Genomic DNA, 25,212 nt, shown 5'->3' with positions numbered 1-25,212 from the left:
GAGGCGGGCCGCCCCCTTTATTAATTTTTTTACGAGGGTAGTTTATGACCCCGGATTCACCGGATAAAAAAGGTACGGAAGAAGTTCTCGATCTTAATGATGTTGCTGAAGAAGTTGATGCCAGCTTTGAACAGGAACTCGAAGACCTTTTTTCAGAAGACCTTGATATTGAAGAGCCAGAGTTGACCATGGATGATTCAGACGATCTTCTGGTGCTTGATGACGTTGTGGAAGAGGCTCCCGGTGATGATGTCCTTGAGCTTGACGATGTCGTCGAGGATGGCGAAGAAGATATCCTTGAACTTGATGATGTAGTCGAAGAAGCCGGGGACGACGCTTTAATCCTTGACGATGTGGTGGAAGAGGCTTCCGTTGAGGGCGGCGAAGAAGATATCCTTGAACTTGATGATGTAGTCGAAGAAGCCGGGGATGATGCCTTAATTATTGACGATGTGGTTGAAGAAGCTTCCGTTGATGAAGTCATTGAGAATCCCGCAGAAGATACCACAGAAATTTCTGAATCTCCGGAAGTAGAAGCCACGGCTGAAGCTGATTTCGGGGATGATCTTGATTTTGACCTTGGTGAAGCTGAGGTTTTGGCTGCCGACGGAGTCGAAAGCGGAGAGCTTGACTCCGAAGGTCTTGACGGCCTCATTGATAATCTCGGAGGTGAAGTGACCGTTGCCGAAGATGATATCGATGATATTGATTCATTGTTTGACGGCGATGCAGATGTAGAAAATCTCGATTCTCTTCTTGATGAAGCCGTAACTGATGAAGACGATGAGCTGGATGGGCTGCTTGATGATATTGATGACAAAGTTGAACTTGGAGATCTTGGTGATGATGTCCTTGCTGACGAAGATATCGAAGGCTTGCTGTCTGAAGAATCCGAGGACATTTTGGATCTTCAGGAAGAAGGGCTCGATCTTTTGGAAGATGTAGCGGATGAACCCGTTACTGAAGCAGTTTTAGAAGTTGCCGAAACAGAAGTTGCCGAACCCGAAGTTACCGAACCCGAAGTTGCCGAACCCGAAGTTGCCGAACCCGAAGTTACCGAACCTGAAGCAGGCGGTATGACTGAAGAAGAGGTGAGTCCGGAAGTATGTGAAGCTGTTGATACTGAGCTTGTGGCCGGAGATGTCAATCTTGGTGCTGACCTTGATTTAGTTGACGATGAGGACCTTGATGCCGGGGATGACGATCTGGACCTAGGTGAATTACTTGAAGATACCGAAATAGATTTTTCTGATCTCGATGCGGATCTGGAAATCGGTGAATGCGAAACATCTGCTGATACCGGTGAGCAGGCCGCTGCGATTGAAGAGCTTGAAGAGAAGTACGCCACCGCAGCCAAGCGTTCCGAAACTCTTGAAATTTCTCTGTCCGATGCAACTGAACGGATTGCGGTTCTTGAGCAGGCTCTAGAATCTGCTACCGGCAGTCTTTCCCGACTTGATAACATCGAAGCCAGCATGGCCGCTTTTGCGGAAAATATGCGTCTGCTCGAAGAAAAGACCGTTCAGGGTAACGGCGTCGTGGAAATTGTCAGTCAGCAGTTAAGCGAAGCTTTGAGACCCGACTCTGCAGCAGTGATAGCAATTGCCGCAGCAGCCGCGGAGGAAGTTGGCGAAAAGGTTGCCGATCAGGTTCAGCTTGGTCTGCGAGAAGTCCGCGCTGATTCAGATGAACGTATTGCTTCCATTGAAGGTAAGTTGGATGAAAGTCCGGACCTTGAGCCGCGTTTAAGTGATCTTGAGTCCCGTCTGGATCAAATTCCAGACCATGATCCGCGAATTGCGGCCGTTGAGTCCAAACTGGGAGAGCTTCCCGATCATGAACCGCGAATTGCAGCCGTTGAGTCCAAACTGGGAGAGCTGCCCGATCATGAACCGCGAATTACGGCCGTTGAGTCTAAACTCAATGAACTTCCTGATCACTCTCCTCGTCTTGATGAAATTCAGGCAAGAATTGATTCCTTGCCGGACGTGGAAGAGGTTGTAGCCAAGTCTCTGGAAAAAGAACTAGACCCGGACTCTCCGGCTTTTTATCGAATTAAAGGCCGTTTGACCGAGGATATAGAAGATTATCTTGCTCCGAGGCTGGTTGAAAAGATTGAGAATATGAAGGGCGAGCTGGAAGAATCCTTTAAGGCTTCGGTTGACGAAATGCTGGCTGAAAAGCTTGAGCGGGCTGTTCCTGCTGAGGCTGCCAGAATTATTCGTGAAGAAATCGCGGCTCTCGCTCGGGAAATCGAAGATTAACTTTGAATTTATTTATATTGATCCTGAAGATCGGTCCGGCGGACAAAAGTCTACCGGACCGATTTAGTTTGGATATTCAGAACGGGGAAATGAAGAAATAAGCTCTGTTACTGACTCATAATATCAGTGACAGTGCAAAAAAGCAGGTCGACTATTTGGAGGTCTCATGCTAAAGAGCCTCACAAAAGAAGGGTGCTTAACAGGTTTTCTTCTTTTTACCCGCCCGGCGCCCTACCTGTGGAGGTCGTGGCCATTTCCCACCGGGCGGGGTTTTCAAGCCTAATCAAGGATATGTACCATGGATAAGATTCAGAAGCAGGCTTTGCAGGTCGCTAAGGAAATAGTAGTTAAATTTATAGAGATCGGAAGAATTTCCCCCTCTAATTTTTCCGAGCATTTTAATGCCATTCATGCCGATGTTGTTGCATCCATCGTGGAGCAGGAAAATAAGTTTTCCGCTGATGGTAAGGGAGAAGCTCAGTAGATGACGCAGGTCTCGCATCAGGAACATGGCCGGAAAGTCAGGGACATGTTCGGTAGAATTGCCGGGTGGTACGACTTCTTGAACCATTTTTTAAGTGCCGGGCAGGATATCTACTGGCGCTACCGTCTGGTCAAACTGGTCCGTCCGGGAAAGGGCGGGCGTGTGCTTGATCTCGCAGCCGGCACTCTGGACGTTTCTGTGGAAACTCTGCGGCAGTATCCGGATGTGAAAGTTCTGGCTATGGATTTTACGCATCAGATGCTGGCCTGCGGCAAGGCCAAGAAGCTTGATGGCAAACATGCCGTCCGGCGCGAAAGCATTGCGACAGTTCAGGCTGACGGCAGGCTTTTACCTTTACCTGATGAATGCCTTGACGGGGCCACGATATCTTTTGGCATTAGAAATATCCTCCCGCGTGAGGATTGCTATAGAGAAGTCCTGCGAACTCTTAAACCAGGCGCACGTTTCTGTATTCTTGAGTTCGGTTCCGGAAGCAAGCGTATATGGAAGGGTTTTTATAATTTTTACCTCAACAAGGTTCTACCTCTGCTGGGTAAGGTCGTTTCCGGTGATTCCGGGGCTTATTCCTATCTGGCGGATACGATTCGGGCTTTTCCGAATGAGAGGGCTCTTGCTGAGGAATTGCGTGAAGCTGGTTTTGGACGTGTGATGTTTATCCCTTTGCTTTCAGGGATAGTCTACATACATGTGGCTGAAAAAACGGAAGAGTAGCGCTACATTTCGCCAAGCGACTGTCCTAGCGAGATCAGCAGCAAGCCGAAAATCATGGCAATAAGTCCGAGGATACGCAATTGTCGCGGGCCTCGTTCGATAATGGATATAAGTATTCTGGGCATGCGCTCAGAAAAGATAAAATAAGGAATCCCTTCAATAATGAAGGCCAGTCCAAGGGCTGACAGCAAAAATGTCCAATCAATGTGCATAATAAGTGCTATGTATATGTGCAGGCTGATTCTGTCTACCCTTACTGAACAAAGTTACTTTATTAAATTTTAAGTCCTGGATTATTATGCAAGTGTTTTAGGGACTTGTCAGATTATCTAAGCAATAAAGGACAACAGGTTATGATTAAATTTTTTGATATCGAAAAGAAGAACACATCTATCGCAGTCGTCGGTCTGGGATATGTAGGGCTGCCCCTGGCAGTCGCTCTCGGACGAAAATTCAATGTTCTGGGGATTGATATCTCCGAGCAACGTGTGAAAGAACTTCGCGAAGGTTATGACCGCACCGCCGAAGTGTTGGAAAATGATTTTCACAACTATGTGGAATTCAGCACCAATGCATCCCGCCTTAAAGAATGCAGTGTAATCATTGTCGCCGTTCCCACTCCAATCGATGAAGCACGTAACCCGGACCTGCGTCCTGTAGTCGGTGCTACCACGATGGTTGGCGAAAACATGGCGGCCGGTTCAATTGTTGTCTACGAATCAACGGTTTACCCCGGACTCACCGAAGATATTTGTGTGCCCCTTCTTGAAGACAAATCCGGCCTCAAATATGGTGATGATTTCGGTGTTGGCTATTCTCCTGAGCGCATCAATCCCGGTGACCGCGAGCATACTTTACAGACCATCGTCAAAGTTGTGGCCGGTAATAATGACGAAGTGGCCGAACTGCTGGATCAGCTCTATTCATCCATCGTTACCGCCGGAACCCATCGCGCATCAAGCATCAAGGTTGCAGAAGCTGCAAAAGTCATAGAAAATACCCAGCGTGACCTGAATATTTCGCTGATGAATGAACTTTCCATGATTTTCGATAAAATGGGAATCGATACTCTTGATGTTCTCGAAGCAGCAGGAACCAAGTGGAATTTTCTTCCTTTCCGTCCCGGTCTGGTCGGTGGGCACTGCATCGGTGTCGATCCGTATTACCTGACCACCAAGGCGGAGGAGATCGGTCATCATCCGCAGGTAATACTTGCAGGTCGCAAGATTAACGACTCTGTAGGTAAGTTCATTGCCGACACCACCGTAAAGCAGATGATCAATGGCGATAGCAAGGTCAAAGGCGCCAAAGTAGGTATTCTCGGTTTGACCTTTAAGGAAAATGTTCCCGATCTGCGCAATACCAAGGTTGTTGATGTTGTTGAGGAACTGTCGTCGTTCGGCGTAGATGTGCTTATCCATGATGCATATGCCGATCCTGAAGAAGCTGTTGAAGAATACAACATCACCACCTCCTCTTTTGATGAATTTAAAGATCTTGAAGCCGTTATTCTGGCTGTATCCCACGATAAATACCGTGAGCTCAGCCTTGATACCATCAAAAGCTGGTTCAGAAATCCTGAGAATGCGCTGATCATTGATGTTAAATGCTTCTTTGACCGTGAGGAATTGAAAGAAGCCGGCATCAGACACTGGAGACTTTAGTTTTTGAAACCGATTCTTTTTGTCACAGCAACAGCCAAGGAGATGAAGGCCGCACTTGGCGGTTTCTGCAAGCTGCCTGCTCTGGAGCAGGGCAGTGTTGTAGAGTTCATGCTCGGCAGTCGTCCCGCGCTGTTGTTGGTGACCGGAATCGGGATTATAAATACATCTTTCGCCATCACCCGGGCCTTGGCCGGAAATGATGTTGGTATTGTTGTGCTGGCAGGTATTGCCGGAACATTTAACGCCGAGCAGTTTCCGCTTTGCTCCGCATGTGTGGTGAGGAAAGAAATCTGGCCTGAATTCGGATTAAAAAAAGACGGGCTTGTCGATCCAAAAGGGCTGGGATTCAGCCTCGCTGAGATTGACGGTCAGCCTGTCTGGAATGCTCTCAGACTCTGTTCTGGAAAAAGGCTTTTTGATTCTGGACTTGACCGATTTGAGAATCTGCCTGAAGCTGTGTCATTGACTGTGAGCGGAGTGACCGCCACAGCGGAAGGTGCTGCTGTATACAGAAATGAATATGCGGCGGATATAGAAAATATGGAAGGTTTTGCGGCTGCTTATGTGTGCGCCCTCGTCGGGGTGGGGCTATGTCAGGTGCGGACTGTTTCAAACCTTGTGGGATCAAGAGATAGTAAAGATTGGGATTTGCGCGGTGCGCTCACTGAACTGGGACGGGTCTGTCAGGTTCTCGTGAAGTAGATTTCTCAAAGCTTCTTTTGGTCTCTCGTAACCGGGAAACTTCATACGCGGATGATTGAGTTATTAGCCTATTTCAAAGATGAACTGCCCCTTATTAACGATTTCCTTGATCAGGAAACCGGAAAACTTGAGGGGCTGGTAAAAGATGTTGCAAGGCATGTGCTGCTTGCTCCGGGAAAAAGAATACGCCCTGTGCTGACCATTCTTTCCGCCCGTGGGCTTGGCTATGCAAAGGATGATATTTATCCCTTGGCAGGCTCTCTGGAGCTGCTGCACGCCGCAACCCTGCTCCATGATGATATTTTGGATGACGCTGATCTGCGGCGGGGCGTTGAAGCTTCACACCTTGTCTTCGGAACTACCGAGACAATTCTTGCCGGGGATGTGCTTCTCGCACTGGCTAACAGGATCGGTGCGGATTACGGCAAACCGCGTATCAGTGCCGTTCTCGCTTCAGGTATTATGGCCACTGTTGAAGGAGAGATCCTCGAAATAGCACATATTTCCGAACCGCTGATGAACCGGGATACCTATATGGACATCATCATCGGGAAGACTGCCCGCTTGATTGAGACCTCATGCAGGCTCGGAGCCATTCTTGCCTCAGATGACCGAACAATGGAAGATGCTCTGGGTAATTTCGGCCTGAATATGGGAATTGCTTTTCAGCTTGTTGATGACGCACTTGATTACGAATCTCCGTCTGACGACACCGGAAAACCGGAAGGTGGAGATTTAAAAGAAGGTAAAATTACTTTACCTTTGATTCTTTACCTTGAAATGTTACAAGAAAAAGAAGCAGAGAAGTTACTTGCAGAAATCAAGAACCGGACTCTGTCGGATGAAAAACGCGATCATGTATTGGCGGAAATCAGAAAGCACGGTTTTGGAACCCGTACCAGAACTTATGCTGCTGAATACGTGGAAAAAGCTAAATCCTGTCTGACACCGTTACCGAAAAGCGGGGAGCAACGAGTTTTGGAACAGGCCGCTGATTTTGTTTTGACCCGTAAAAAGTAGGTGATGATTTAAAGGAGGAGCTGTAGCTATGAGTCTGGAAGATATTCTTGAATCACCGCGACTGATGATGAAACTCAGCTTTCCTCCGGTCATGCTCCAACTGATGGAGGAGGCCTGCAAGCCGGAACCTGATTTTGCGGTGCTTGGCAAGATAATCAGTATGGACCCCGCCCTTTCGACCACTATTATCAATCTGGTTAATTCTCCTTTCTACGGTCTTTCTCAGGAAATAACCGATTTTAAACGGGCTGCTGTTGTTCTCGGTACTCGTGAATTACTCAATCTGGCTGTAACAGTCACCTACCAGAAGCATATCTGCACGAATCTGCAAAATAAAGATTACAAAATTTACAGCGACTGGATGCTGACTGTCTGGGGTGCTATCTCCGCCCAGCTTATTGCTTCTCGTATATGCCCTGATGATGCGGATAAGGTCTATCTCTGCTGTCTGCTTAAGGATATTTCTTTGCTTTTTCTGCGTTGCGCCGCCCCTGGAGAACTTCCGGATACAATTGCAAAGGACTCGGTAGCCAGATCCTGCATCGGACAGGCGGAAGAAGAGAATGATATATGGGGGATGAATCATGGTGGTCTCAGTCAGCTTTTACTGAGCAAATGGAAGATGGAACAGCTTAACTGTCCATCCCTGCAGCATCACCACGCCATTGATGAGATTGATTCTTTTGAGCTGCCTACTCAGACCGTGATTCTTGCCACTAAATGGGCTGAAATGGAACTTGGCAATGACGCCGCACCTTTCAATGTTTTGCAGTTCGAGGTTCAGCTTCAGCGTATTTTGGATATGGATGAGGAAGACATTGAAGCATTCCGTGAAGTCTGCCGTACTAAATTCCAATCCATGCTCAACATCCTCGGCATGTCTGATAAAGAAGAGGATACAAATTTCTATAGCCATTCCATCAAGAGTCTACAATCAAGCTATTTCTTAAGTCTTGAGCTGTTGACCGCGGAAGGAGGAGTGGCTTCAATAGCCCGGATTATCGGCAGACACCTTAAATTGAGTTGGGATATTACCGACTGGGAATTGGCACTCAAATCTCCCCATACAGACAAATACAAATTTTATAGGGGGATAGAAGGTGAAGGCGTGGATATTGCCCCCGAAGCTTTTTCTATTGAAAATATCCCCTGGCAGAAACGCGGTTTCGGTGAGGAAATTTTAAGCAGAAATGTCATTTTGGGCAGGGTCCGCTATGATTCCAAAAGTCTTAGCGCTAAGGATCGCAAAGGATTACACCTTTATTTTCGTTTCATAGGTCAAGCCTACGAGCACTATTGTGCCAAGCAGCACCTCATGGAGGATCGCGCCCAAATTTTGGAAAATTTACCGCTAGGTGTAGCCAGTCTGGACGCTCATGGCGACTTGATTGATATGAATGAAGCCATGTCCCGTTTACTGGGCGGGGCTTCCGTCTCCGGCACGAAAAATTTCCGCGAACTTTTCCAGATGGGACTCGGTGCAGGTATGGGCTCCAGCTGGGGTGATTTTCTGGGCGATGAATCCAGAAAATCATTCAGCAAAATTATCTGCGTCAACTTGCGTACCGGCGGTATGCCCCGCGAGGCCTGTCTTTATGTCTCAGCATACAAGCAGGACCGAGGTGGAGAGCAGTTGATATCATTGATCATGGAGGATATCAGGGAGATGTCTGAAAGTCAGATTCAGGCTCTCAAGCAACGGGATTTTCTCGAAGGTCTGGTAGACTCCATGCGTGATGTTGTGCTCACCGTTGATAAGAGGGGAAATATATCCTACGCCTCATCGCGTTTTTCCAAAATATTTCTGGGCCGCAATATTTTTGAAATAGCGACCCCCTGCGAAACTTATACCGGACTCTGGGGGCCGGAGATGTTTGAAAGGGAAAAAAGCATTGTGGAAGTCCTGTTGAAAAGGACCGATACTGCCGGTCGTCCCTTTGAATTCGTTATAAGTAAGCTGACCGGCCCCGGAGAAAAAAGTTTAATCGTAGCCCGTGACCTTACCGCCATCCGCAGATTGGAAGATAAGCTCAAGCGACAGGCTGTTTTTGACGGTTTGACCGATCTTTTCAATCATACTCAGTTCAACACGCTAATTGCCCGTGAAATTAAGCGCAGCAGGAGAACTGGGCGTCCGGTAGGGCTGTTGTTTTTTGATCTGGACGGCTTCAAGGCGGTCAATGATACTGAAGGGCATCAGGTCGGTGACGAAGTCCTTAAAGGTGTTGGCGATATTTTACGTACTGAATTACGCTCCGGTATGGATTTCCCCTGTCGTTACGGGGGAGATGAATTCGGGATTATTGTTACTGAAGTCCGTGCTGAAGCCTTGGAAAAGATAGGCAACAGGATTCGGCTCCAGGTTGAGAAAAAATTTTCCGGCAAAGTCACTATCAGCGGTGGTCTCACTCTGCTCAAGGAAGGTGATACTTCCGCAAGTATACTGAACCGCGCTGATAAAGCGACTTATGAAGCCAAGGATTTAGGCGGAAATATACTGGTTTGGGCCAAATAGGCCCGGACTTTAATCATCAAGAGGAGATAGCCATGCTCTGGCGTGTCGAGGTCGCACTTAAAGACCATGTCCGTGATGTTCACGGCCACAAAGTTTCCAATAAGATCAGGGAAGAACTCGGTATAGAGGCCGGGGAAGTCCGGACCATCAAAGTATATACTGTAGAAGGTCTTGAAAAAGACGAAATACAAAAAGTTCTGGATCAGGGTGTGCTGCACGACCCGGTTTTGCATAATCCTTCTTTGGAGCCTTTGGCCGGGGATTTCGCATGGAACCTTGAAGTTGGGTTCCGGCCCGGTGTTACCGATAACGAAGGCCGCACAGCCAAGGAATCGGTCATTCTGGTTACCGAGCCTGCTGATGTGGAAGCAGTGAAAGTTTACACCTCCACCCAGTACCTTTTTGCCGAAGATCTCGGTCTGGACAAGGTCAGCCATATTGCTAAGGACCTGCTGGCTAACGAACTTATCCAGAGATACGAAATCCGTTCTGCTGAAGAATGGGTTAAATCTCCGGGTTTTGAAGCCAAGGCAGCTCGGGTTACCGGCAAGGCCAGTGACGAAGTTGCGGTTATTGATATCGCAGCCATGTCCGATGACGAGATGGTCGCCTTCAGCCGTGCAAACACTCTTGCCTTGAGTCTGGAAGAATTCCATTGCATTCGTGATTACTATACCGATCCGGAAGTAATCAAGCAGCGCGAAGAAATCGGACTCGGTGCTAAACCTACCGATGCCGAGCTTGAAGCTCTGGCTCAGACTTGGTCCGAGCACTGCAAACATAAGATTTTCAGCTCCAAAATCAGCTACGAGAATAAGGAAACCGGTGTTTCCTCTACCGTAGACAGCCTTTACAAAACCTGCATCATGAACACCACCAAGGAAATCCGCGCTGAAAAAGGCGATGATGATTTCTGCCTGTCTGTATTTAAAGACAATGCCGGTGTTATCAAGTTCAATGATAAGCTCAATGTCTGCGTTAAAATGGAGACTCACAACAGTCCTTCCGCCCTTGACCCTTACGGTGGAGCACTGACCGGTATTGTCGGTGTTAACCGCGACCCCATGGGAACCGGGCTGGGCGCGAACCTGCTTTGCAATACTGATGTTTTCTGTTTCGCATCACCTTTTCACGAAGGTGAGCTGCCGCCCCGTCTGCTGCATCCCCGTCGTGTGTTTGAGGGTGTGCGTGAAGGCGTTGAGCACGGTGGTAACAAGTCCGGTATTCCTACCGTGAACGGTTCCATTGTTTTTGACGAAAGGTATCTCGGTAAACCGCTGGTTTATTGCGGTACTGTAGGCACCATGCCGATTGAATCCGCTGGCCGTTTAAGCTACGAAAAGAAGGCCATGCCCGGTGACGTAATTGTCATGACCGGAGGTCGCATCGGTAAGGACGGTATTCACGGCGCTACTTTTTCATCCGAAGAACTGCATGAAGGTTCCCCCGCAACAGCGGTGCAGATCGGCGACCCCATCACACAGCGCAAAATGTATGACTGCCTGATGCGTGCCCGCGATCTGGGACTGTACAACGCCATTACCGATAACGGTGCCGGCGGCCTGTCCTCTTCTGTTGGTGAAATGGCCGAGGATAGCGGCGGTTGTGATCTTGATCTCGCTAAAGCTCCGCTTAAATACGATGGCCTCAAGCCTTGGGAAATCCTTGTTTCTGAAGCTCAGGAACGCATGACTCTGGCTGTTCCGCCGGAAAAATTGGACGAGTTCATGGCTCTGGCCGATGAAATGGACGTTGAAGCTACTGCTCTCGGAACCTATACCGATAGCGGCTTGTACAATATCCGCTACGGCGATAAACCCGTTGCCAGCGTGCGCATGGATTTCCTGCATGACGGAGTTCCCCAGATGAAGCTCAAGGCTGTCTGGGAGCGTCCTGAAATTGAATTTACCGGAGAACCTGAAGTTGCTGACCATACCGCCTTGCTCAAGGATATGCTTGGCCGTCTCAACATTTGCAGCAAAGAATATGTTATCCGTCAGTACGACCATGAAGTGCAGGGACGCAGTGTCGTCAAGCCTCTGGTCGGTGAGAAGGAAGATGGTCCCGCCGATGCCGGTGTGCTCCGCCCTGACTTCGATGATGATAAAGGTCTTGTTGTTTCTCACGGTATCTGCCCCAAATTCTCTGATCTCGATACCTACTGGATGATGGCCAACGCAGTTGACGAAGCTATCCGTAACGCAGTGGCTGTTGGCGGTGACATTAACCATATGGCCGGTATCGATAACTTCTGCTGGTGCGATCCGGTTCAGTCCGAATCAACCCCGGACGGTCACTACAAGCTGGCCCAGTTGGTGCGCGCAAATCAGGCTCTGTCTCACTTCTGCCGTGCTTTCGGTGTTCCCTGCATTTCCGGTAAGGATTCCATGAAGAACGATTACAAAGGCGGTGGCGTGAAAATCTCCATTCCGCCGACTGTGCTCTTCTCCGCAGTGGGAATTGTCCCGGACATCAATATGTGCGTTACTTCCGATTTCAAGAAGCCCGGTGAATTCATCTACGTGCTGGGTATGACCCGCGACGAAATGGGTGGGGCTGAAATCACATCCCAGCTCGGTTTTGTGCATGATAAGGTTCCTCATGTAGAAGCGCTTACCGCCAAAACTAGGTACATGACTCTTAATCAGGCCATGCGTCAGCGTCTTGTGACCTCCTGTCATGACCTTTCAGACGGCGGTCTGGGTGTTGCCCTTGCCGAGATGTCCCTCGGTGGCCGTATCGGTTGTGAGGTCGATCTTCGCTCTGTTCCTACTGAATACGGTATGTCCACCTTGGGCGTGCTTTACAGTGAGTCTGCTTCCCGTTTTGCGGTGACTGTAGCTCCTGAGAATGCCGGTAAGTTTGAAGAGCTCTTCGCAGGACAGATCTGCCAGCGCATCGGTATGACCATGGGCGGCAACTCCTTCGGCCTCATGGAAGGTTCTGAAGGTATTGTACGCAGCAAGGTTGAAGATCTTGCCACAGCTTTCAAGGAAACCTTGAACTGGTAGCAGAAAGCAAATAATATAAAATGTAAGGTCGCGTCCCATGAGGGGCGCGACCTTTTTTTATTGTTCTCTGAAAAAACCTGAAACCGTAACCGAACCGTGGGACTGTTACAGCATCCAGCCCTTATTAACATAGGCAAAAATAACTGCATGTCTTTGCGCGGGAGCCGCGTGAACTTCAGGAGGATTTTGCCATGAAAGGTTCTAATGTGAGGGTGGACCTGCATGTACACTCTAAATATTCAACCCGCCCGTCCCAGTGGATTCTGCAGAAACTGGACTGTCCGGAGAGCTTCACCGAACCGTTGAAAATTTATGACAGAGCTATTGCCCGGTCCATGAATATGGTCACGATTACTGATCACAACACTATCAACGGCAGTCTGGAAATAGCCCATCTTGATAACGCTTTTGTAAGCGAAGAAATTACGACATATTTCCCGGAAGACGGCTGCAAGCTGCATGTTCTTGCCTATGATATTACCGAAAAACAACATCGTGAATTTCAGAAAGTACGCGAAAATGTTTTTGAATTGGTGCCTTATCTGCGCGAGCAGGGCATCGTTCATGTGCTCGCCCATCCTCTCTTTGCGGTCAATGAAAGGCTGACCCCGGAGCATTTTGAACAGGCTCTTTTGCTGTTCAATACTCTGGAGCTTAACGGTACCCGTGATGAAATGCAGAATCAGGCGCTACGGACAATTGTCGATAACCTGACTCCTGAAAGAATTGACTTCCTTGCTGATAAACATGGTCTTGCGCCCTACGGAAAAACTCCGTGGGTCAAAGGGCTTACCGGTGGTTCTGACGACCATTCAGGCATTAATATCGCGCGGGTTTATACAGAGTGTGTGGGTGTGAACACTCCGCAGGAAATGCTGAAAGCTGTGACCGAATGTAAAGGAATGGTTCAGGGTAAAGCAGCCACCCCGCACACCATGGCCCATAATCTGTACGGCATTGCCTATCAGTTTTACAAAAGTCATTTTGACTGCACCAAACTCAAGCGATCTGTTGAATGTTTTCGGTATATAGATAATGTACTCGACCCGGGTGACAAGGAAAGCCCCTCCATACTCGATAAATTGCAGGAGTTCATCTACCGTCAGCGTTCCAAAAAATATTTCAGGACTTCGGATTCCGTACAGGCCGCTTTGTTACGTGAAGCCAACCGCATTGTGGAAAGCGATGAACGTGCACGAAATATAAGTTGCGGATTCAGGTACAGCCCCGAAGAATTGGAGAATGAATGGTTCCGTTTCGTGGGCAACGCCACCGATAAGGTCCTTTCCGGTTTGGGAGATAAGATCATCAATAGCGCGCTGGGTGCGAATCTTTTTGACGTTTTTCATACAATCGGCGCAGCCGGATCACTGTATACACTGCTGGCTCCGTATTTTGTTTCGTATGGACTTTTTGCCAGCGAACGGGAGTTGGCTAGGGATTGTCTCAATGCATTCGGACACAGTGATCCGCTTGAAGGGGAGACTAAAATCGCTCATTTCACTGATACCTTCAGTGATGTGAACGGTGTGGCCCTGACTCTGCAGCACCAGCTCGATGTGGCCCGAAAGCACGATAAAAAACTGACGGTAATTACCTGCGGTTCAGAGGGGTCCAGTGATCAGGTTGTGAATTTTACACCGGCGGGTGATTTTGAATTTTCTGAATATCCGGAACTTTCCTTTAAGTATCCACCATTCCTTCGGATACTCTCACATTGCCTTGAAAGTAATTACACCCTGCTGCATCTGGCTACACCCGGCCCAGTCGGGCTGGCCGGGCTTGCTGTGGCAAAGCTGCTGAAGCTGCCCGTTCACGGTACGTATCATACCGCGTTCCCTCAATATGTGCGTGCCTTTACCGATGATACCGGTCTGGAAGATATGGCATGGAAATATATGATCTGGTTTTACAACCAGATGGATACGGTTTTCGTGCCCTCGGAATCAACAGGCGATGAGCTGATCGAAAAGGGTGTTAAACCTCACAAAGTCAAGGTCTATCCCCGGGGAGTGGATATTAATCGCTTTACACCGGAAAAGCGCAACGGGTTTTACAATAGCAGATTTAAGGTTAAGGAATCGGTGAAACTTCTATACGTAGGCCGCGTTTCCAGAGAAAAAAATCTGGATGTGCTGACCGATGCTTTTATCACGGTTTCAAGCATGAGGCCGGAATTGCATCTGGTTGTGGTCGGAGACGGCCCCTATCTTGAAGAAATGAAAGGACGGCTGGAAGGGTTTCCGGTAACATTTACAGGTTACCTTTCAGGTGATGAACTTTCTGCATGCTACGCCAGTTCGGATGTTTTTGTCTTTCCTTCCGCTACAGATACGTTCGGGAATGTTGTTCTTGAAGCACAGGCGTCCGGTCTTCCGGTTATTGTTACCGACTCCGGCGGTCCTTGCGAGAACCTTATTGAGGACACAACAGGGCTGATTGTAGAGGCCGGGAATTCAGATGCCCTGTCACGGGCGATTGTGAGGCTTGCGGATCATCCTGAGCTGCTTCAATACATGAAAAAAAGCGCAAGAACCTACACAGAGAAACGCTCTTTTGATGCCGAATTTCTCAAGACCTGGACCATGTACGAAGACTTATCCAAGAGATCAGCAGTGCAATAAAAGTTTGAGAAGGCAAAGCGCGAAGCCCTAATGAAAAGTTTTGGCATTCTTGCTTTAGTCCCTTTAAGGCTGACGACAGTGGAATAAATCTATTTTCAAAAATGGTTTAAGCCGCCGGAAAGAACAAAAAAGGCCCGAAAGCGTAAAGCTTCCGGGCCTTTCTATTAATAATCTGTAGCTACAGAACTATTCTTCGTCTTCAACTGCGTCAGTGATGGCGCATTCGGTGGTCAGCAGCAGGCTGGACACGGAAGCAGAGTTCTGGAGAGCGATACGGGTAACCTTTTTGGGGTCGATAACACCGGCCTTGATGAGGTCTTCGTATTCGCCGGTTCCTGCGTTGAAGCCGAAACCGTCTTTGCCAGCGGCAACTTTTTCAACAACAACGGAGCCTTCGAAGCCAGCGTTAGCTGCGATCATACGCAGAGGCTGCTGGGCGGCGCGGCGGATGATGTTGATACCGGCGAGTTCGTCGTCGTTGCCGGCTTTGAGGTCGTCGAGGACTTTGGCGCAACGAACAAGAGCGGTTCCGCCACCTGCTACGATGCCTTCTTCAACAGCAGCGCGGGTTGCGTTCAGAGCATCTTCAACGCGTGCTTTCTTTTCTTTCATTTCAACTTCGGTAGCAGCGCCGACTTTGATTACAGCAACACCGCCGACCAGCTTGGCGAGGCGTTCCTGAAGTTTATCACGGTCATAGTCGGAAGAAGAATCAGCGATCTGTGCTTCGATCTGCTTTACGCGGCCTTTGATGTCATCAACATTACCTGCACCGTCAACAATTACGGTGTTTTCTTTGTCGATACGTACACGTTTTGCGGTACCAAGACCTTCAACGGTCATAGCATCAAGGGAGAGACCGATGTCTTCGGAAACAACAGTTGCACCGGTGAGGGTAGCGATGTCTTTGAGCATTTCCTTGCGGCGGTCACCGAAACCGGGAGCCTTAATAGCGCAGACATTGAGGTTGGCGCGCAGTCTGTTTACTACGAGAGTAGCCAGAGCTTCGCCGTCCACGTCTTCTGCCACGATGAGCAGGGGACGGGACATTTTCAGAACCTGCTCAAGAATGGGCAGCAGATCTTTCATGTTGGAAACTTTCTTTTCAACAAGAAGAATCATGGGATCTTCAAATTCGCAGACCATTTTATCAGTGTCGGTTGCGAAGTAGGGGGAGAGGTATCCGCGGTCAAACTGCATGCCTTCAACAACATCCAGTTCGGTTTTCATGGATTTGGCTTCCTCAACGGTGATAACGCCTTCTTTACCTACTTTATCCATGGCTTCGGCGAGAATTTCACCGATGGTGGAATCGCTGTTAGCGGAGATGGTTCCGACCTGTGCGATTTCAGCTTTATCACGGGTGGGCTTGGCCAGTTTGCCGAGTTCTTCGACAATTGCTTCAACAGCAGAGTCGATACCACGTTTGATGGACATGGGATTACGTCCGGCAGCAACGAGCTTTACACCTTCTTCAAAGATGGACTGAGCCAGAACAGTAGCGGTAGTAGTACCGTCACCGGCGATGTCGTTGGTTTTGGAAGCAACTTCCTTAACCATCTGTGCGCCCATGTTCTCGAATTTGTCTTCAAGGTCGATTTCCTTGGCAACGGTAACACCGTCTTTAGTGATGGTGGGTGCGCCCCAGGATTTTTCGATGACAACGTTACGGCCTTTGGGGCCGAGGGTAACCTTTACAGCTTCAGCAAGAGTGTCTACGCCGATTTTCAGGCGTTCACGTGCTGTTACGTCAAATTCAATAGTTTTAGCCATGTTTATGATTCTCCTGATCTGGAAAAATTATTTTATTAAGGGGATATTACTCGACAATTGCGAGAATTTCGTCTTCACGCATGATGATGAACTCGTCAGCGTCGATTTTCAGTTCGTTACCGGCATATTTGGCGAAGAGAACTACATCGCCTGCTTTAACTGTCATGGGGTTGTTGTCTTTACCGGGACCGGCAGCAACAACTTCACCTTTCATGGGTTTTTCTTTTGCGGAATCGGGGATGATGATGCCGCCAGCTGTTTTCTGCTCGGTTTCCAGACGCTTGATAAGTACACGGTCTTGTAACGGCTTGAGATTCATGTTTCCTCCAAAATAAATAAACTTTTTAGATAAGATTAAGTAATCCGATTGATTAAAGCGGATTTTACTTTTAAATTTCAAAGCCTGCGTATCTCAGCAGGCCGGATGCTTCCGAAGAAGCTCACATAAACTAAGACAGCCTGCGTATATGTCAACACCGCAAGCACAAAAAACTCACGCTTTTTTTGATCCCGATTACATCAGCGGTTCATCTGTTTTCAGCATGAAGTCTGTTTTAAGGTTAATTCGCTTGACATAAGCCCGTTATTACCTGTAATTCGCCTCTTCCGCCTCTATCGCGCCGCCCGGCACCGTTGTGTGAGATGTTATCTTTTTTATGATTTTTTTGTAAAAAGAAGCCGCACAAAGTTAAGATATACTTTTCACTATGGCTTTTTAAGACTATCTGGTGTAGTGGGCTTAAAGGGGTACGGATATTCGCCGCCTTAAGCGTAGGCAAAATACTTTTGAAGGAGTTAATTATGAGTAAAACTGTTCTTGTTAAGAAAATCCGGGAAAAACTGGATATGAGTGCAAAAGACGCTTCCACCGCGTTGGACGGAATCCTCAGTGCAATCGAAGACGGCCTTAAAGAAGAAGGTAATGTCACCCTTACAGGTTTCGGTACATTTAAAACTGTAGAGCGTTCCGCTCGTACAGGCCGCAATCCCCAGACCGGAGAAGCTATTCAGATCCCTGCTTCCCGTGGCGTCAAATTCACTCCCGGAAAATTCCTCAAGGACGCAGTTAAATAATTCTGGTTCTGAAGAAGTTTTTTAAAAGCCGTTTCCGGGGAACACCGGAAACGGCTTTTTTTTTATGTGTACTTAAAAAATATATCCATTTATGGCTTTTCTCTCGTGTTTCGAACTATCTGACTTTTGGATCTCTTTCATTTTAATACTGTGCGCAGTCCGGCTACGAGCTTTGGGAGTAATGCATGAAATCTTTATGGAATAAACCTTTCGGGTATAAACATGTGCTCGATATAAGCATCCCGCTTGCGGTGAGTATGGCCTCCACCACTATCATGCAGGTCACTGACCGTATCTTTCTGGGGCGTTACTCCATCGAAGCCATCGGCGCGGCATTGCCTGCCGGAATTCTGTCTTTTATGTTCATATCCTTTTTTATGGGTGTGTCCAGCTATGTGAATGTCTTTATCGCTCAGTATACCGGGGCAGCTAAGCCTGAAAAGGTGGCCTTGAGCCTCTGGCAGGGTATATATTTCGCTCTGGGGTCATGGTTGATTCTGGGGGTGCTGGGCTTCTGGCTGACACCGCTTCTGGAAAGCGGAGGGCATCCTCCCGAAGTTCTGGAGCTGGAGATACAGTACTTCCGTATTTTAATGCTGGGGGCAGGACTCCCCGTACTTGATACCGCTCTTTCCGGTTTTTTTGCAGGACGCGGACTGACACGTACGGTCATGGTTATCAATATGATCGGTGCGGCTGTTAATATCCCGCTCGACTATGCACTTATAAACGGAGTCTGGATCTTCCCGGAAATGGGTATTAGAGGTGCTGGGATAGCCACCATCTCAGCTATGGCTGTAATCGTATCCATTTATATCCCGCTAATTTTCAGCCGAGAGAATGAAAAGGTCTTCAAAACGCGCAGTAACCGCAGCTTTAATCCGCGTTTGTTCAGAAGGTTTATCGGGTACGGTCTTTCCAACGGTGTTCAGTTCTTTCTGGATATTTTTGCGGTTACTTTCTTTGTATATATGGTCGGCAGGCTGGGTACGGTTATTCTTGCCGCCAGTAATATTGTTCTTTCCATTGACGGTGTCTCTTTTTTTCCGGCCTACGGTATTTCCGTAGGGGTAAGTACCCTTGTCGGACAGGCAGTGGGGCAGAGCAGGCCGGATTATGCCCGGCGGGCGACTAAATGCGCCTTGCATATTACGATGATCTGGATGCTGTTTATGGGCGTCATTTACCTTGTCTTCCCGGAAGCGCTTTTATCGCTGTTCCGTCCGGGCGACATCACTGATCTTCAGTTTACGGAGATTCTCGACTACGGGACGCATTTTCTTTTTTTCACGGCAGCCTATATCCTTTTTGACGGAACAGCCCTTGTTTATTCAGGTGCTTTGAAAGGTGCCGGTGATGTTGTGTTCGTCATGAAAAGCGTTGGCTTATGCTGCATCGCGGTGATGGTTGTCCCCTGCTATCTGGGTGTGGAGGTCTTCCCTTCCGGGCCGTATTTCCTGTGGGGTGTTTTTACGCTCTATGTGGTTGTTTTATGCGGGGCCTTTTACTGGCGTTTCCACGGCGGTAAATGGGCGAGCATGAAAGTTATTGAGTAAAAAACAAGGCCGGGTTGATTATGAATCAACCCGGCCTTGTTTTTTAGTTGTCAGCGTATTTTATGTCTCTTGCATGGTGAGCAGCATTTCAGGTCTTACTTTTTGCAGAAATCCGTAAGCCGAGGCGCAGATAAAGCCTTCGATAATCATGATGGGGATGTGCCCGTAGATGATCATCTGAGCTACAGAAGTAAAGCTTTCATCAGTAAAGGAAAGGGCAAGAGCAGTCAGAGTTGCGGAAAGGGCGATGGATACAGCCCCGCAGAGAAAGGCTCCTACGCTCATGCTGAAAAAGTTCTTTTTGAGCAGAGGGCGGAAAAAGTAATAGCATACTACCGCAGGCAGGGCCATTGTGACTGTATTAACTCCTAGAACAGTCAGCCCCCCGTACTGGAATAAAACAGCTTGCAACAGCAGAGCGGTCAGGATTGCCGGAAAGGCTGCCCACCCCAGCAGTAAGCCCATGAGGCCGTTTAGGATCAGATGTGCACTTGAAGGTCCTATCGGAATGTGAATCAGCGACGCTATAAAAAAGACTGAAGATAGCAGGGCAACGGAAATAAGTTTTTCCGAATCCAATTTTTTCAGGCCGATCACGGTTCCTGTTGCCGCCACAATAGCCCCTCCAGCCAGAACCGGAAGGGAGAGTACTCCTTCAGATATGTGCATTCTATTGTTCCTACTTTTAGATTTGTGAGGTTGTGTCTGCATACTTTTTTAGAAAGTATAGCACAGGATGTTGGGTGTCAAGCAGGAGAAAGGCTTAAGGATGGCAATGTGTCCGGAGGTTTTGATCCCTTTGAAGTCATCTTTTGCCTGCCTAGTCGCAGGGTGTTCCTGTCAGAAAGTTCGGCATGGTTGCTATCATTAATTATAGCGGAAAGCTGTTTTTCGTTCTCGGAGATGTTCACCTTTTCCCATTAAGGTTTCGCACGTCATTTTTATGACCAGCATTATCTGTCATTAAAAGTCTTTTTCTTTAGAGTGTTGTGCAGGCAATGGGGGAGGAGAACCGCTGGTATGCTTGTTGCTACAAAGTGGTAAGGAGGTAAAATATGCAAAAGAAGAGATTGTCGGAAAAAGTTATCCCTATATTGTTTGATTTTGTTGTCTGGAGCGGCTTTGCAGCATTTCTGGTTGCCAGCTACGTTGCATACAGTACTTTTGCGGAAAGGTTTTCCGAACCGGTTCATAAGCTGATAGGATTGGTTCAGAGTTTTATGGCTTGATGAATTTACTCTCCAAAACTTGACTTAATATGATTCAGGGTTAAAATTAATATAGTGATAATGAAACTCTTTTTCGCTGGAGCCCCTGATGGAAAATGTAATAGTTTTTGGAATCATCGCTGTTGCGGTCATTTATCTGGTTCGAAGATGGTTCGGTAAAGGTCGAGGATCGTGCGGTTGCGGATGTGATTGCACAGCAGCAAAGGACAAAGCAGGCAGTTGCAAAAATCCTGAAAATGGTATTAATGATCTTCGACAAAAGTAGTAAAATTAAAATAAGTTAAATTTTTTAAAATAGTTATGTAATTTTCGTTCTTTTGATGAACAATAGTTAAATATGATCTGATGGCAACGTCGCCCATGTAAAGTGGGCGGCGTTTTTTTGTTCGTTTTAGGTTTGTCCGAAAATCTTTTAAATTTTCGTAAATGACTACTTTTAAGGTCTGTTCCAGTTTAAATGTAAAGTAAAAAGGGAATAAAAAACAAAAATGTAAAACATTTTGTGATAAAATGTTCAATTGTGTTGTTTCTAGCCCGAAATGGGGTTCAATATCGAACCTTAAAGATTTTTTAAGTAACACTGAGTCAATAATAAGGAAAGAAAATCAATTATATCTGTGCGGGAAGGGTTTTGTTCTTCAGATAATAAAAATCAATTAAAATAGTAGTTTGCTTTAATATAAGAGTGTCAAAAGATGATTGTTTATTTAAAACTCATCAATTAAAAAGTACAAGTTTATAACTTAACTATTAAAATTTTTTTTAGCTACTCTTTTTTGCTGAAATTGTCAGAGGATTGTGATAAAGAATGGATACTTTCAGCTCGTCTCATTGCCACGTATATTTCAGGCTAGACGAATAAGCTCTCGTAAACTACTGGTTTCCTATTAAAATTTGGGTTTAACAAGAATGTCTACCTGCAGACTCTCTGTCTGCGGTTCTCTATTTCATTCTCAGACCATAGGGAGGAGAAGTGGCCAAGAAGAAAATTAGGTTCATGTGTACTGCCTTTCGTGACGGTTTTCAGTCCGTTTACGGTGCCAGGGTAAAAACCGATGATTTCCTGCCTGCTGTTGCAGCAGCAAAAGAGGCCGGAATCAACTGGTTTGAAGCTGGCGGGGGCGCACGGTTCCAGGCCCTCTACTTTTATTCCAATGAATGTGCCTTTGATATGATGGACAGGTTCAGGGATACCGCGGGTCCCGATGCCGACTTACAGACTCTTGCAAGGGGAGTTAACGTAGTAGGACTCGAATCCCAGTCCAGTGACGTCATCAAGGCTCATGCCGATCTTTTCGCTAAGCACGGCATTACAACAATCCGAAACTTTGATGCTCTCAACGATGTTAACAATCTGATCTATAGCGGACAGTGCATTGCCGATGCCGGTCTGAAACATCAGGTAGTTGTTTCCATGATGGAACTCCCCCCGGGATGCTCCGGAGCTCATGATGCCGCTTTTTACGAGAAAACTCTGCGTCAGATTCTTGATGCGGAAATTCCCTTTGATTCAGTATGTTTTAAAGATGCTTCCGGTACTTCTACTCCGGCCAAGGTCTACGAGACCATTCAGGCTGCTAAAAAAATGTTGCCAGAAGATGTCATGCTTCACTTCCATACTCATGAGACAGCAGGTATCGGCGGACTCTGCTATCATTCTGCTATCGAAGCCGGTGCTGACGCTATCGATCTTTCCATGGCTCCTGCTTCCGGCGGAACCTGCCAGACCGATATCATTACCATGTGGCATATCCTGCGTGGAACAGATTACACCCTCGATATTGATATCGATAAAATTATCACGGCTGAAGACGTTTTCCGCGACTGTATGAAAGATTACTTCCTGCCACCGGAAGCAACTCAGGTCGATCCCATGATTCCTTTCAGCCCGATGCCCGGAGGCGCTCTGACCGCAAACACCCAGATGTTGCGCGATAACGGCCTCATGGACAAATATCCCGAAATCATCAGGGCTATGAGTGAAGTGGTACGCAAGGGCGGATTCGGTACTTCGGTTACCCCGGTTTCCCAGTTCTACTTCCAGCAGGCCTTCAATAATGTAATGTTCGGACCTTGGGAAAAGTTTGCTGACGGTTACGGCAAAATGGTTCTCGGATATTTCGGTAAGACTCCGGTTGAACCTGATCCGGAAATCGTTAAGCTTGCATCCCAGCAGCTTGAGCTTGAGCCGACCAAGAAAACTCCTCTTGAGATCAACGATGCTGATCCTGAAAAGGGTCTTGAACCCGCACGTAAAGTCTGTGAGAAAGAGGGCTTTGAGCTCACCGATGAGAATGTTTTCATTGTGGCTACCTGTAAAGATAAGGGTGTCAGCTATCTTAAAGGCAATGCCCGTGTCGGTATCCGTTACAAAAAAGATGTTGAAGCAGAGCAGCTTAAAAAGCTCGGCGCTTCTGTCGGTGGCGGCTCCGGTTCAGGCGCTGTGAACGTCAGTGTGGACGGCAAATCCTACACCGTCAATGTGGAAGGTTCCACCGCGACCATCAACGGTAAGTCTTTCAACTTCAGTGCCGGCGATGCTTCCGCTTCCGAAGGCGCAGCCGCTCCGGCAGGTGTTACAGAGCCTGTCGCAGCTCCCATGCCGGGCCTTATTATCCGGCTGGATGTTGAGCCCGGAACACAGGTTCAGGAAGGGCAGACCATCGTTGTTATGGAAGCCATGAAGATGGAAATGGAAGTTAAGGCTCATAAAGCCGGAACTGTTTCTTCCTTCTCCGTTACTGCCGGGGATCAGGTGCAGCAGGGACAGCCTCTCGCTCAAATGACAGTCTAGTCTCCTGACAGATAAGCTAAAAAGGAGATCCAAATGCAACAGATGTTGTTCAGCTGGGACAATGTGGTCTCAGGTAACGGAGTCGCGCTTTCAGTCACAGGCATGAGCATTGTGTTTCTGGCCTTGATTTTGGTAAGCTGTTATATCGCTCTGCTGCCTAAGATTGCGGCGTTATTCAATAAAATACTACCTCCTGCAGCTCACCACAGCGGTCCTGTGGCCAATGCTCCTGCACCGGATATGAAAACCGGTCCTTCAGAAGCGGAAATTGTGGCTGCTGCAGTGGCGTACCTGCATAAAAACAAGGGCTAGACGGACGTTATGGATATTCTTCTGCATTTCTTAAGCACAACGGGCTTTGCGGAAATGACTCCCGGTAACTTCATGATGATCGTCATCGGAGCCATATTCATTGCCCTTGCCATTATTAAGGACTACGAGCCGCTGTTGCTCCTGCCCATCGGGTTCGGCGCAATTGTGGGTAACATTCCGTCTATCGCCGGAATGCCGCTCAGCGTTTACGACAACGGCAGCGTGCTCTATTATATCTACTTCGGGGTTAGCAAAGGGATATTCCCACCCCTGATCTTCCTCGGTATCGGAGCTATGACCGACTTTTCGTGCATGCTCTCCAATCCGAAGCTGATCCTGCTCGGCGCAGCAGCTCAGATGGGTATTTTTGCAACCCTTATCGGCGCTTTGTATCTGGGCTTCACTCCCAGTGAGGCCGGTGCTATCGGCATTATCGGAGGGGCGGACGGGCCAACGGCTATCTTCCTCTCTTCAAAGCTGGCACCTCACCTATTAGGAGCCATCGCTATCGCCGCGTACTCGTACATGGCACTGGTTCCGGTCATCCAGCCCCCTATTATGAAGCTGATGACCTCCAAAAAAGAACGTCTCATCCGCATGAGTGCCCCCCGTGAAGTTTCCACCCGGGAAAAGATCCTTTTTCCTGTGGGCGGTTTTATCATCACAGCGCTCATTGCTCCGGGGTCACTTGCCCTCGTGGGTATGCTCTTCTTTGGTAACCTTCTTAAAGAATCCGGCGTTACTGAGCGTCTGGCTGAGACTGCGCGTACTTCGCTCATCGACTCGGTCACCATTCTGCTTGGTTTCTCCGTTGGTGCATCCACTCAGGCGCAGACCTTTCTGACACCGGACAGTCTGCTCATTTTCGGGCTGGGTGCAGCCTCCTTCTGCGTGGCAACAGCAAGCGGTTTGGCTTTTGCCAAACTGATGAATGTGTTCCTCAAGGAAAAGATCAATCCTCTGATCGGAGCTGCAGGCGTATCCGCTGTTCCTGACTCCGCGCGAGTCGTTCAGACAGTAGCCCGTGATGAAGACCCTCATAACTTCCTGCTCATGCACGCCATGGCTCCCAACGTAGCCGGGGTTCTCGGCTCTGCGGTTGCAGCAGGTATCCTTTGGTCTGTTCTGGCGCTTTAGGAGCAATAAGTATGAAGAAGCTTTCCGCCCAATCCGAGATGACAAAACGCAACCGCCTTGTCGCGGCGGCGAATCCCGGAAAAAAGGAAGGCAAGATGGAAAGAAAAAATCGAAAATGATCGAATAGGGCGCATTCCCGGATAGGGGATGCGCCCTTTCATTTATGATACCCCGGCAGGGGGAAGTGTGAACACTATTGATCGTGATATGTGGAAAAAGTTTGCGAAGCCGAACAGGGAACTGTTCATAAGGGAAACTTATTTATTTTAAGTAAATGAACAGTGGCATTTTATCGCAAATGGCGTTAATGGGCGACTTCAG

The 25,212-nt window shown here is 48.0% G+C and carries 20 protein-coding genes; 16 read left to right on the top strand and 4 right to left on the bottom strand.

Annotated elements, in window-relative coordinates:
• Positions 1-44 precede the first annotated feature (44 nt).
• The 3 genes from ACKU35_RS00530 (at position 45) to ACKU35_RS00520 (ending at position 3,480) form a co-directional block, all read left to right on the top strand.
• Entirely contained in the window at positions 45-2,264 is a 2,220-nt protein-coding gene (locus tag ACKU35_RS00530; protein ID WP_319762093.1) for a hypothetical protein, read from the top strand.
• Between the two features lie 298 nt (positions 2,265-2,562).
• The gene (locus ACKU35_RS00525; protein WP_319762090.1) at positions 2,563-2,748 is read left to right on the top strand and encodes a hypothetical protein; all 186 of its coding nucleotides are present in this window, start codon (positions 2,563-2,565) and stop codon (positions 2,746-2,748) included.
• Positions 2,749-3,480 carry a ubiquinone/menaquinone biosynthesis methyltransferase gene (locus ACKU35_RS00520; RefSeq protein WP_319762088.1) on the top strand — a complete coding sequence of 244 codons (732 nt, stop codon included), beginning with the start codon at positions 2,749-2,751 and terminating at the stop codon, positions 3,478-3,480. It abuts the gene before it with no gap.
• Between the two features lie 2 nt (positions 3,481-3,482).
• Here the strand turns inward: ACKU35_RS00520 and ACKU35_RS00515 are convergent, their stop codons facing one another.
• A complete protein-coding gene (locus ACKU35_RS00515) occupies positions 3,483-3,692 on the bottom strand; it encodes a DUF2065 domain-containing protein (RefSeq protein ID WP_319762086.1) in 210 nt (69 codons plus the stop codon).
• A 141-nt stretch (positions 3,693-3,833) separates the two neighbouring features.
• Here ACKU35_RS00515 and ACKU35_RS00510 point away from each other — a divergent pair, with 141 nt between their 5' ends.
• The 6 genes from ACKU35_RS00510 (at position 3,834) to ACKU35_RS00485 (ending at position 15,016) form a co-directional block, all read left to right on the top strand.
• Positions 3,834-5,144 carry a nucleotide sugar dehydrogenase gene (locus ACKU35_RS00510; protein WP_319762084.1) on the top strand — a complete coding sequence of 437 codons (1,311 nt, stop codon included), beginning with the start codon at positions 3,834-3,836 and terminating at the stop codon, positions 5,142-5,144.
• A gap of 3 nt (positions 5,145-5,147) precedes the next feature.
• Complete coding sequence (mqnB, locus tag ACKU35_RS00505) at positions 5,148-5,846, top strand: futalosine hydrolase (protein WP_319762082.1); 699 nt, start codon at positions 5,148-5,150, stop codon at positions 5,844-5,846.
• A gap of 51 nt (positions 5,847-5,897) precedes the next feature.
• Positions 5,898-6,866 (top strand): polyprenyl synthetase family protein, encoded by a 969-nt coding sequence (locus ACKU35_RS00500; protein WP_319762080.1) that lies wholly within the window; start codon positions 5,898-5,900, stop codon positions 6,864-6,866.
• A gap of 28 nt (positions 6,867-6,894) precedes the next feature.
• Positions 6,895-9,381, top strand: a complete 2,487-nt coding sequence (locus ACKU35_RS00495) for a diguanylate cyclase (protein WP_319762077.1) — start codon at positions 6,895-6,897, stop codon at positions 9,379-9,381.
• A 32-nt stretch (positions 9,382-9,413) separates the two neighbouring features.
• Positions 9,414-12,392: an AIR synthase-related protein gene (locus ACKU35_RS00490; protein ID WP_319762075.1), complete on the top strand. Its 2,979-nt coding sequence runs from the start codon at positions 9,414-9,416 to the stop codon at positions 12,390-12,392.
• Positions 12,393-12,583: 191 nt separating this feature from the next.
• Positions 12,584-15,016, top strand: coding sequence for a glycosyltransferase (locus ACKU35_RS00485; RefSeq protein ID WP_319762073.1), 2,433 nt, complete (start codon positions 12,584-12,586; stop codon positions 15,014-15,016).
• Positions 15,017-15,202: 186 nt separating this feature from the next.
• On the opposite strand, the gene groL is transcribed toward ACKU35_RS00485, so the two are convergent.
• Entirely contained in the window at positions 15,203-16,789 is a 1,587-nt protein-coding gene (gene groL, locus ACKU35_RS00480) for a chaperonin GroEL (protein ID WP_319762072.1), read from the bottom strand.
• Positions 16,790-16,835: 46 nt separating this feature from the next.
• A complete protein-coding gene (locus ACKU35_RS00475; protein WP_319762070.1) occupies positions 16,836-17,108 on the bottom strand; it encodes a co-chaperone GroES in 273 nt (90 codons plus the stop codon).
• A 482-nt stretch (positions 17,109-17,590) separates the two neighbouring features.
• Here ACKU35_RS00475 and ACKU35_RS00470 point away from each other — a divergent pair, with 482 nt between their 5' ends.
• Together ACKU35_RS00470 and ACKU35_RS00465 are read left to right on the top strand one after the other, a co-directional pair.
• The gene (locus ACKU35_RS00470; RefSeq protein WP_319762068.1) at positions 17,591-17,863 is read left to right on the top strand and encodes an HU family DNA-binding protein; all 273 of its coding nucleotides are present in this window, start codon (positions 17,591-17,593) and stop codon (positions 17,861-17,863) included.
• 185 nt (positions 17,864-18,048) lie between these two features.
• Positions 18,049-19,419, top strand: a complete 1,371-nt coding sequence (locus tag ACKU35_RS00465) for an MATE family efflux transporter (RefSeq protein ID WP_319762066.1) — start codon at positions 18,049-18,051, stop codon at positions 19,417-19,419.
• Positions 19,420-19,479: 60 nt separating this feature from the next.
• Here the strand turns inward: ACKU35_RS00465 and cbiM are convergent, their stop codons facing one another.
• Positions 19,480-20,088 (bottom strand): cobalt transporter CbiM, encoded by a 609-nt coding sequence (gene cbiM, locus ACKU35_RS00460; protein ID WP_319762064.1) that lies wholly within the window; start codon positions 20,086-20,088, stop codon positions 19,480-19,482.
• 386 nt (positions 20,089-20,474) lie between these two features.
• Between cbiM and ACKU35_RS00455 the strand changes: the two genes are divergently transcribed.
• The 5 genes from ACKU35_RS00455 to ACKU35_RS00435 all read left to right on the top strand — a co-directional run bounded on the left by ACKU35_RS00455 (position 20,475) and on the right by ACKU35_RS00435 (position 24,891).
• Positions 20,475-20,648, top strand: coding sequence for a hypothetical protein (locus ACKU35_RS00455; RefSeq protein ID WP_319762062.1), 174 nt, complete (start codon positions 20,475-20,477; stop codon positions 20,646-20,648).
• An 88-nt stretch (positions 20,649-20,736) separates the two neighbouring features.
• The gene (locus ACKU35_RS00450) at positions 20,737-20,913 is read left to right on the top strand and encodes a FeoB-associated Cys-rich membrane protein (RefSeq protein WP_319762060.1); all 177 of its coding nucleotides are present in this window, start codon (positions 20,737-20,739) and stop codon (positions 20,911-20,913) included.
• A 708-nt stretch (positions 20,914-21,621) separates the two neighbouring features.
• Positions 21,622-23,442, top strand: coding sequence for a biotin/lipoyl-containing protein (locus ACKU35_RS00445; RefSeq protein WP_319762058.1), 1,821 nt, complete (start codon positions 21,622-21,624; stop codon positions 23,440-23,442).
• Between the two features lie 33 nt (positions 23,443-23,475).
• Positions 23,476-23,754 carry an OadG family protein gene (locus ACKU35_RS00440; RefSeq protein WP_319762056.1) on the top strand — a complete coding sequence of 93 codons (279 nt, stop codon included), beginning with the start codon at positions 23,476-23,478 and terminating at the stop codon, positions 23,752-23,754.
• 9 nt (positions 23,755-23,763) lie between these two features.
• On the top strand, positions 23,764-24,891 hold the full coding sequence (locus ACKU35_RS00435; protein WP_319762054.1) for a sodium ion-translocating decarboxylase subunit beta: 1,128 nt from the start codon (positions 23,764-23,766) through the stop codon (positions 24,889-24,891).
• Positions 24,892-25,212 lie beyond the last annotated feature (321 nt).

The organism is Maridesulfovibrio sp., from assembly GCF_963676065.1.
Classification (GTDB): Bacteria; Desulfobacterota; Desulfovibrionia; order Desulfovibrionales; family Desulfovibrionaceae; genus Maridesulfovibrio.
The sequence above is the reverse complement of the archived record's forward strand: the minus strand, read 5'-3'. Positions and strand labels throughout refer to the sequence as shown.

Bases quoted from the DNA above. Each gene is read 5' to 3' on its own strand.
- ACKU35_RS00530 (WP_319762093.1), top strand. From the start codon at position 45: ATGACCCCGGATTCACCGGATAAAAAAGGTACGGAAGAAGTTCTCGAT.
- ACKU35_RS00525 (WP_319762090.1), top strand. From the start codon at position 2,563: ATGGATAAGATTCAGAAGCAGGCTTTGCAGGTCGCTAAGGAAATAGTA.
- ACKU35_RS00520 (WP_319762088.1), top strand. From the start codon at position 2,749: ATGACGCAGGTCTCGCATCAGGAACATGGCCGGAAAGTCAGGGACATG.
- ACKU35_RS00515 (WP_319762086.1), bottom strand. From the start codon at position 3,692: ATGCACATTGATTGGACATTTTTGCTGTCAGCCCTTGGACTGGCCTTC.
- ACKU35_RS00510 (WP_319762084.1), top strand. From the start codon at position 3,834: ATGATTAAATTTTTTGATATCGAAAAGAAGAACACATCTATCGCAGTC.
- ACKU35_RS00500 (WP_319762080.1), top strand. From the start codon at position 5,898: ATGATTGAGTTATTAGCCTATTTCAAAGATGAACTGCCCCTTATTAAC.
- ACKU35_RS00495 (WP_319762077.1), top strand. From the start codon at position 6,895: ATGAGTCTGGAAGATATTCTTGAATCACCGCGACTGATGATGAAACTC.
- ACKU35_RS00490 (WP_319762075.1), top strand. From the start codon at position 9,414: ATGCTCTGGCGTGTCGAGGTCGCACTTAAAGACCATGTCCGTGATGTT.
- ACKU35_RS00485 (WP_319762073.1), top strand. From the start codon at position 12,584: ATGAAAGGTTCTAATGTGAGGGTGGACCTGCATGTACACTCTAAATAT.
- groL (WP_319762072.1), bottom strand. From the start codon at position 16,789: ATGGCTAAAACTATTGAATTTGACGTAACAGCACGTGAACGCCTGAAA.
- ACKU35_RS00475 (WP_319762070.1), bottom strand. From the start codon at position 17,108: ATGAATCTCAAGCCGTTACAAGACCGTGTACTTATCAAGCGTCTGGAA.
- ACKU35_RS00470 (WP_319762068.1), top strand. From the start codon at position 17,591: ATGAGTAAAACTGTTCTTGTTAAGAAAATCCGGGAAAAACTGGATATG.
- ACKU35_RS00465 (WP_319762066.1), top strand. From the start codon at position 18,049: ATGAAATCTTTATGGAATAAACCTTTCGGGTATAAACATGTGCTCGAT.
- cbiM (WP_319762064.1), bottom strand. From the start codon at position 20,088: ATGCACATATCTGAAGGAGTACTCTCCCTTCCGGTTCTGGCTGGAGGG.
- ACKU35_RS00455 (WP_319762062.1), top strand. From the start codon at position 20,475: ATGCAAAAGAAGAGATTGTCGGAAAAAGTTATCCCTATATTGTTTGAT.
- ACKU35_RS00450 (WP_319762060.1), top strand. From the start codon at position 20,737: ATGGAAAATGTAATAGTTTTTGGAATCATCGCTGTTGCGGTCATTTAT.
- ACKU35_RS00440 (WP_319762056.1), top strand. From the start codon at position 23,476: ATGCAACAGATGTTGTTCAGCTGGGACAATGTGGTCTCAGGTAACGGA.
- ACKU35_RS00435 (WP_319762054.1), top strand. From the start codon at position 23,764: ATGGATATTCTTCTGCATTTCTTAAGCACAACGGGCTTTGCGGAAATG.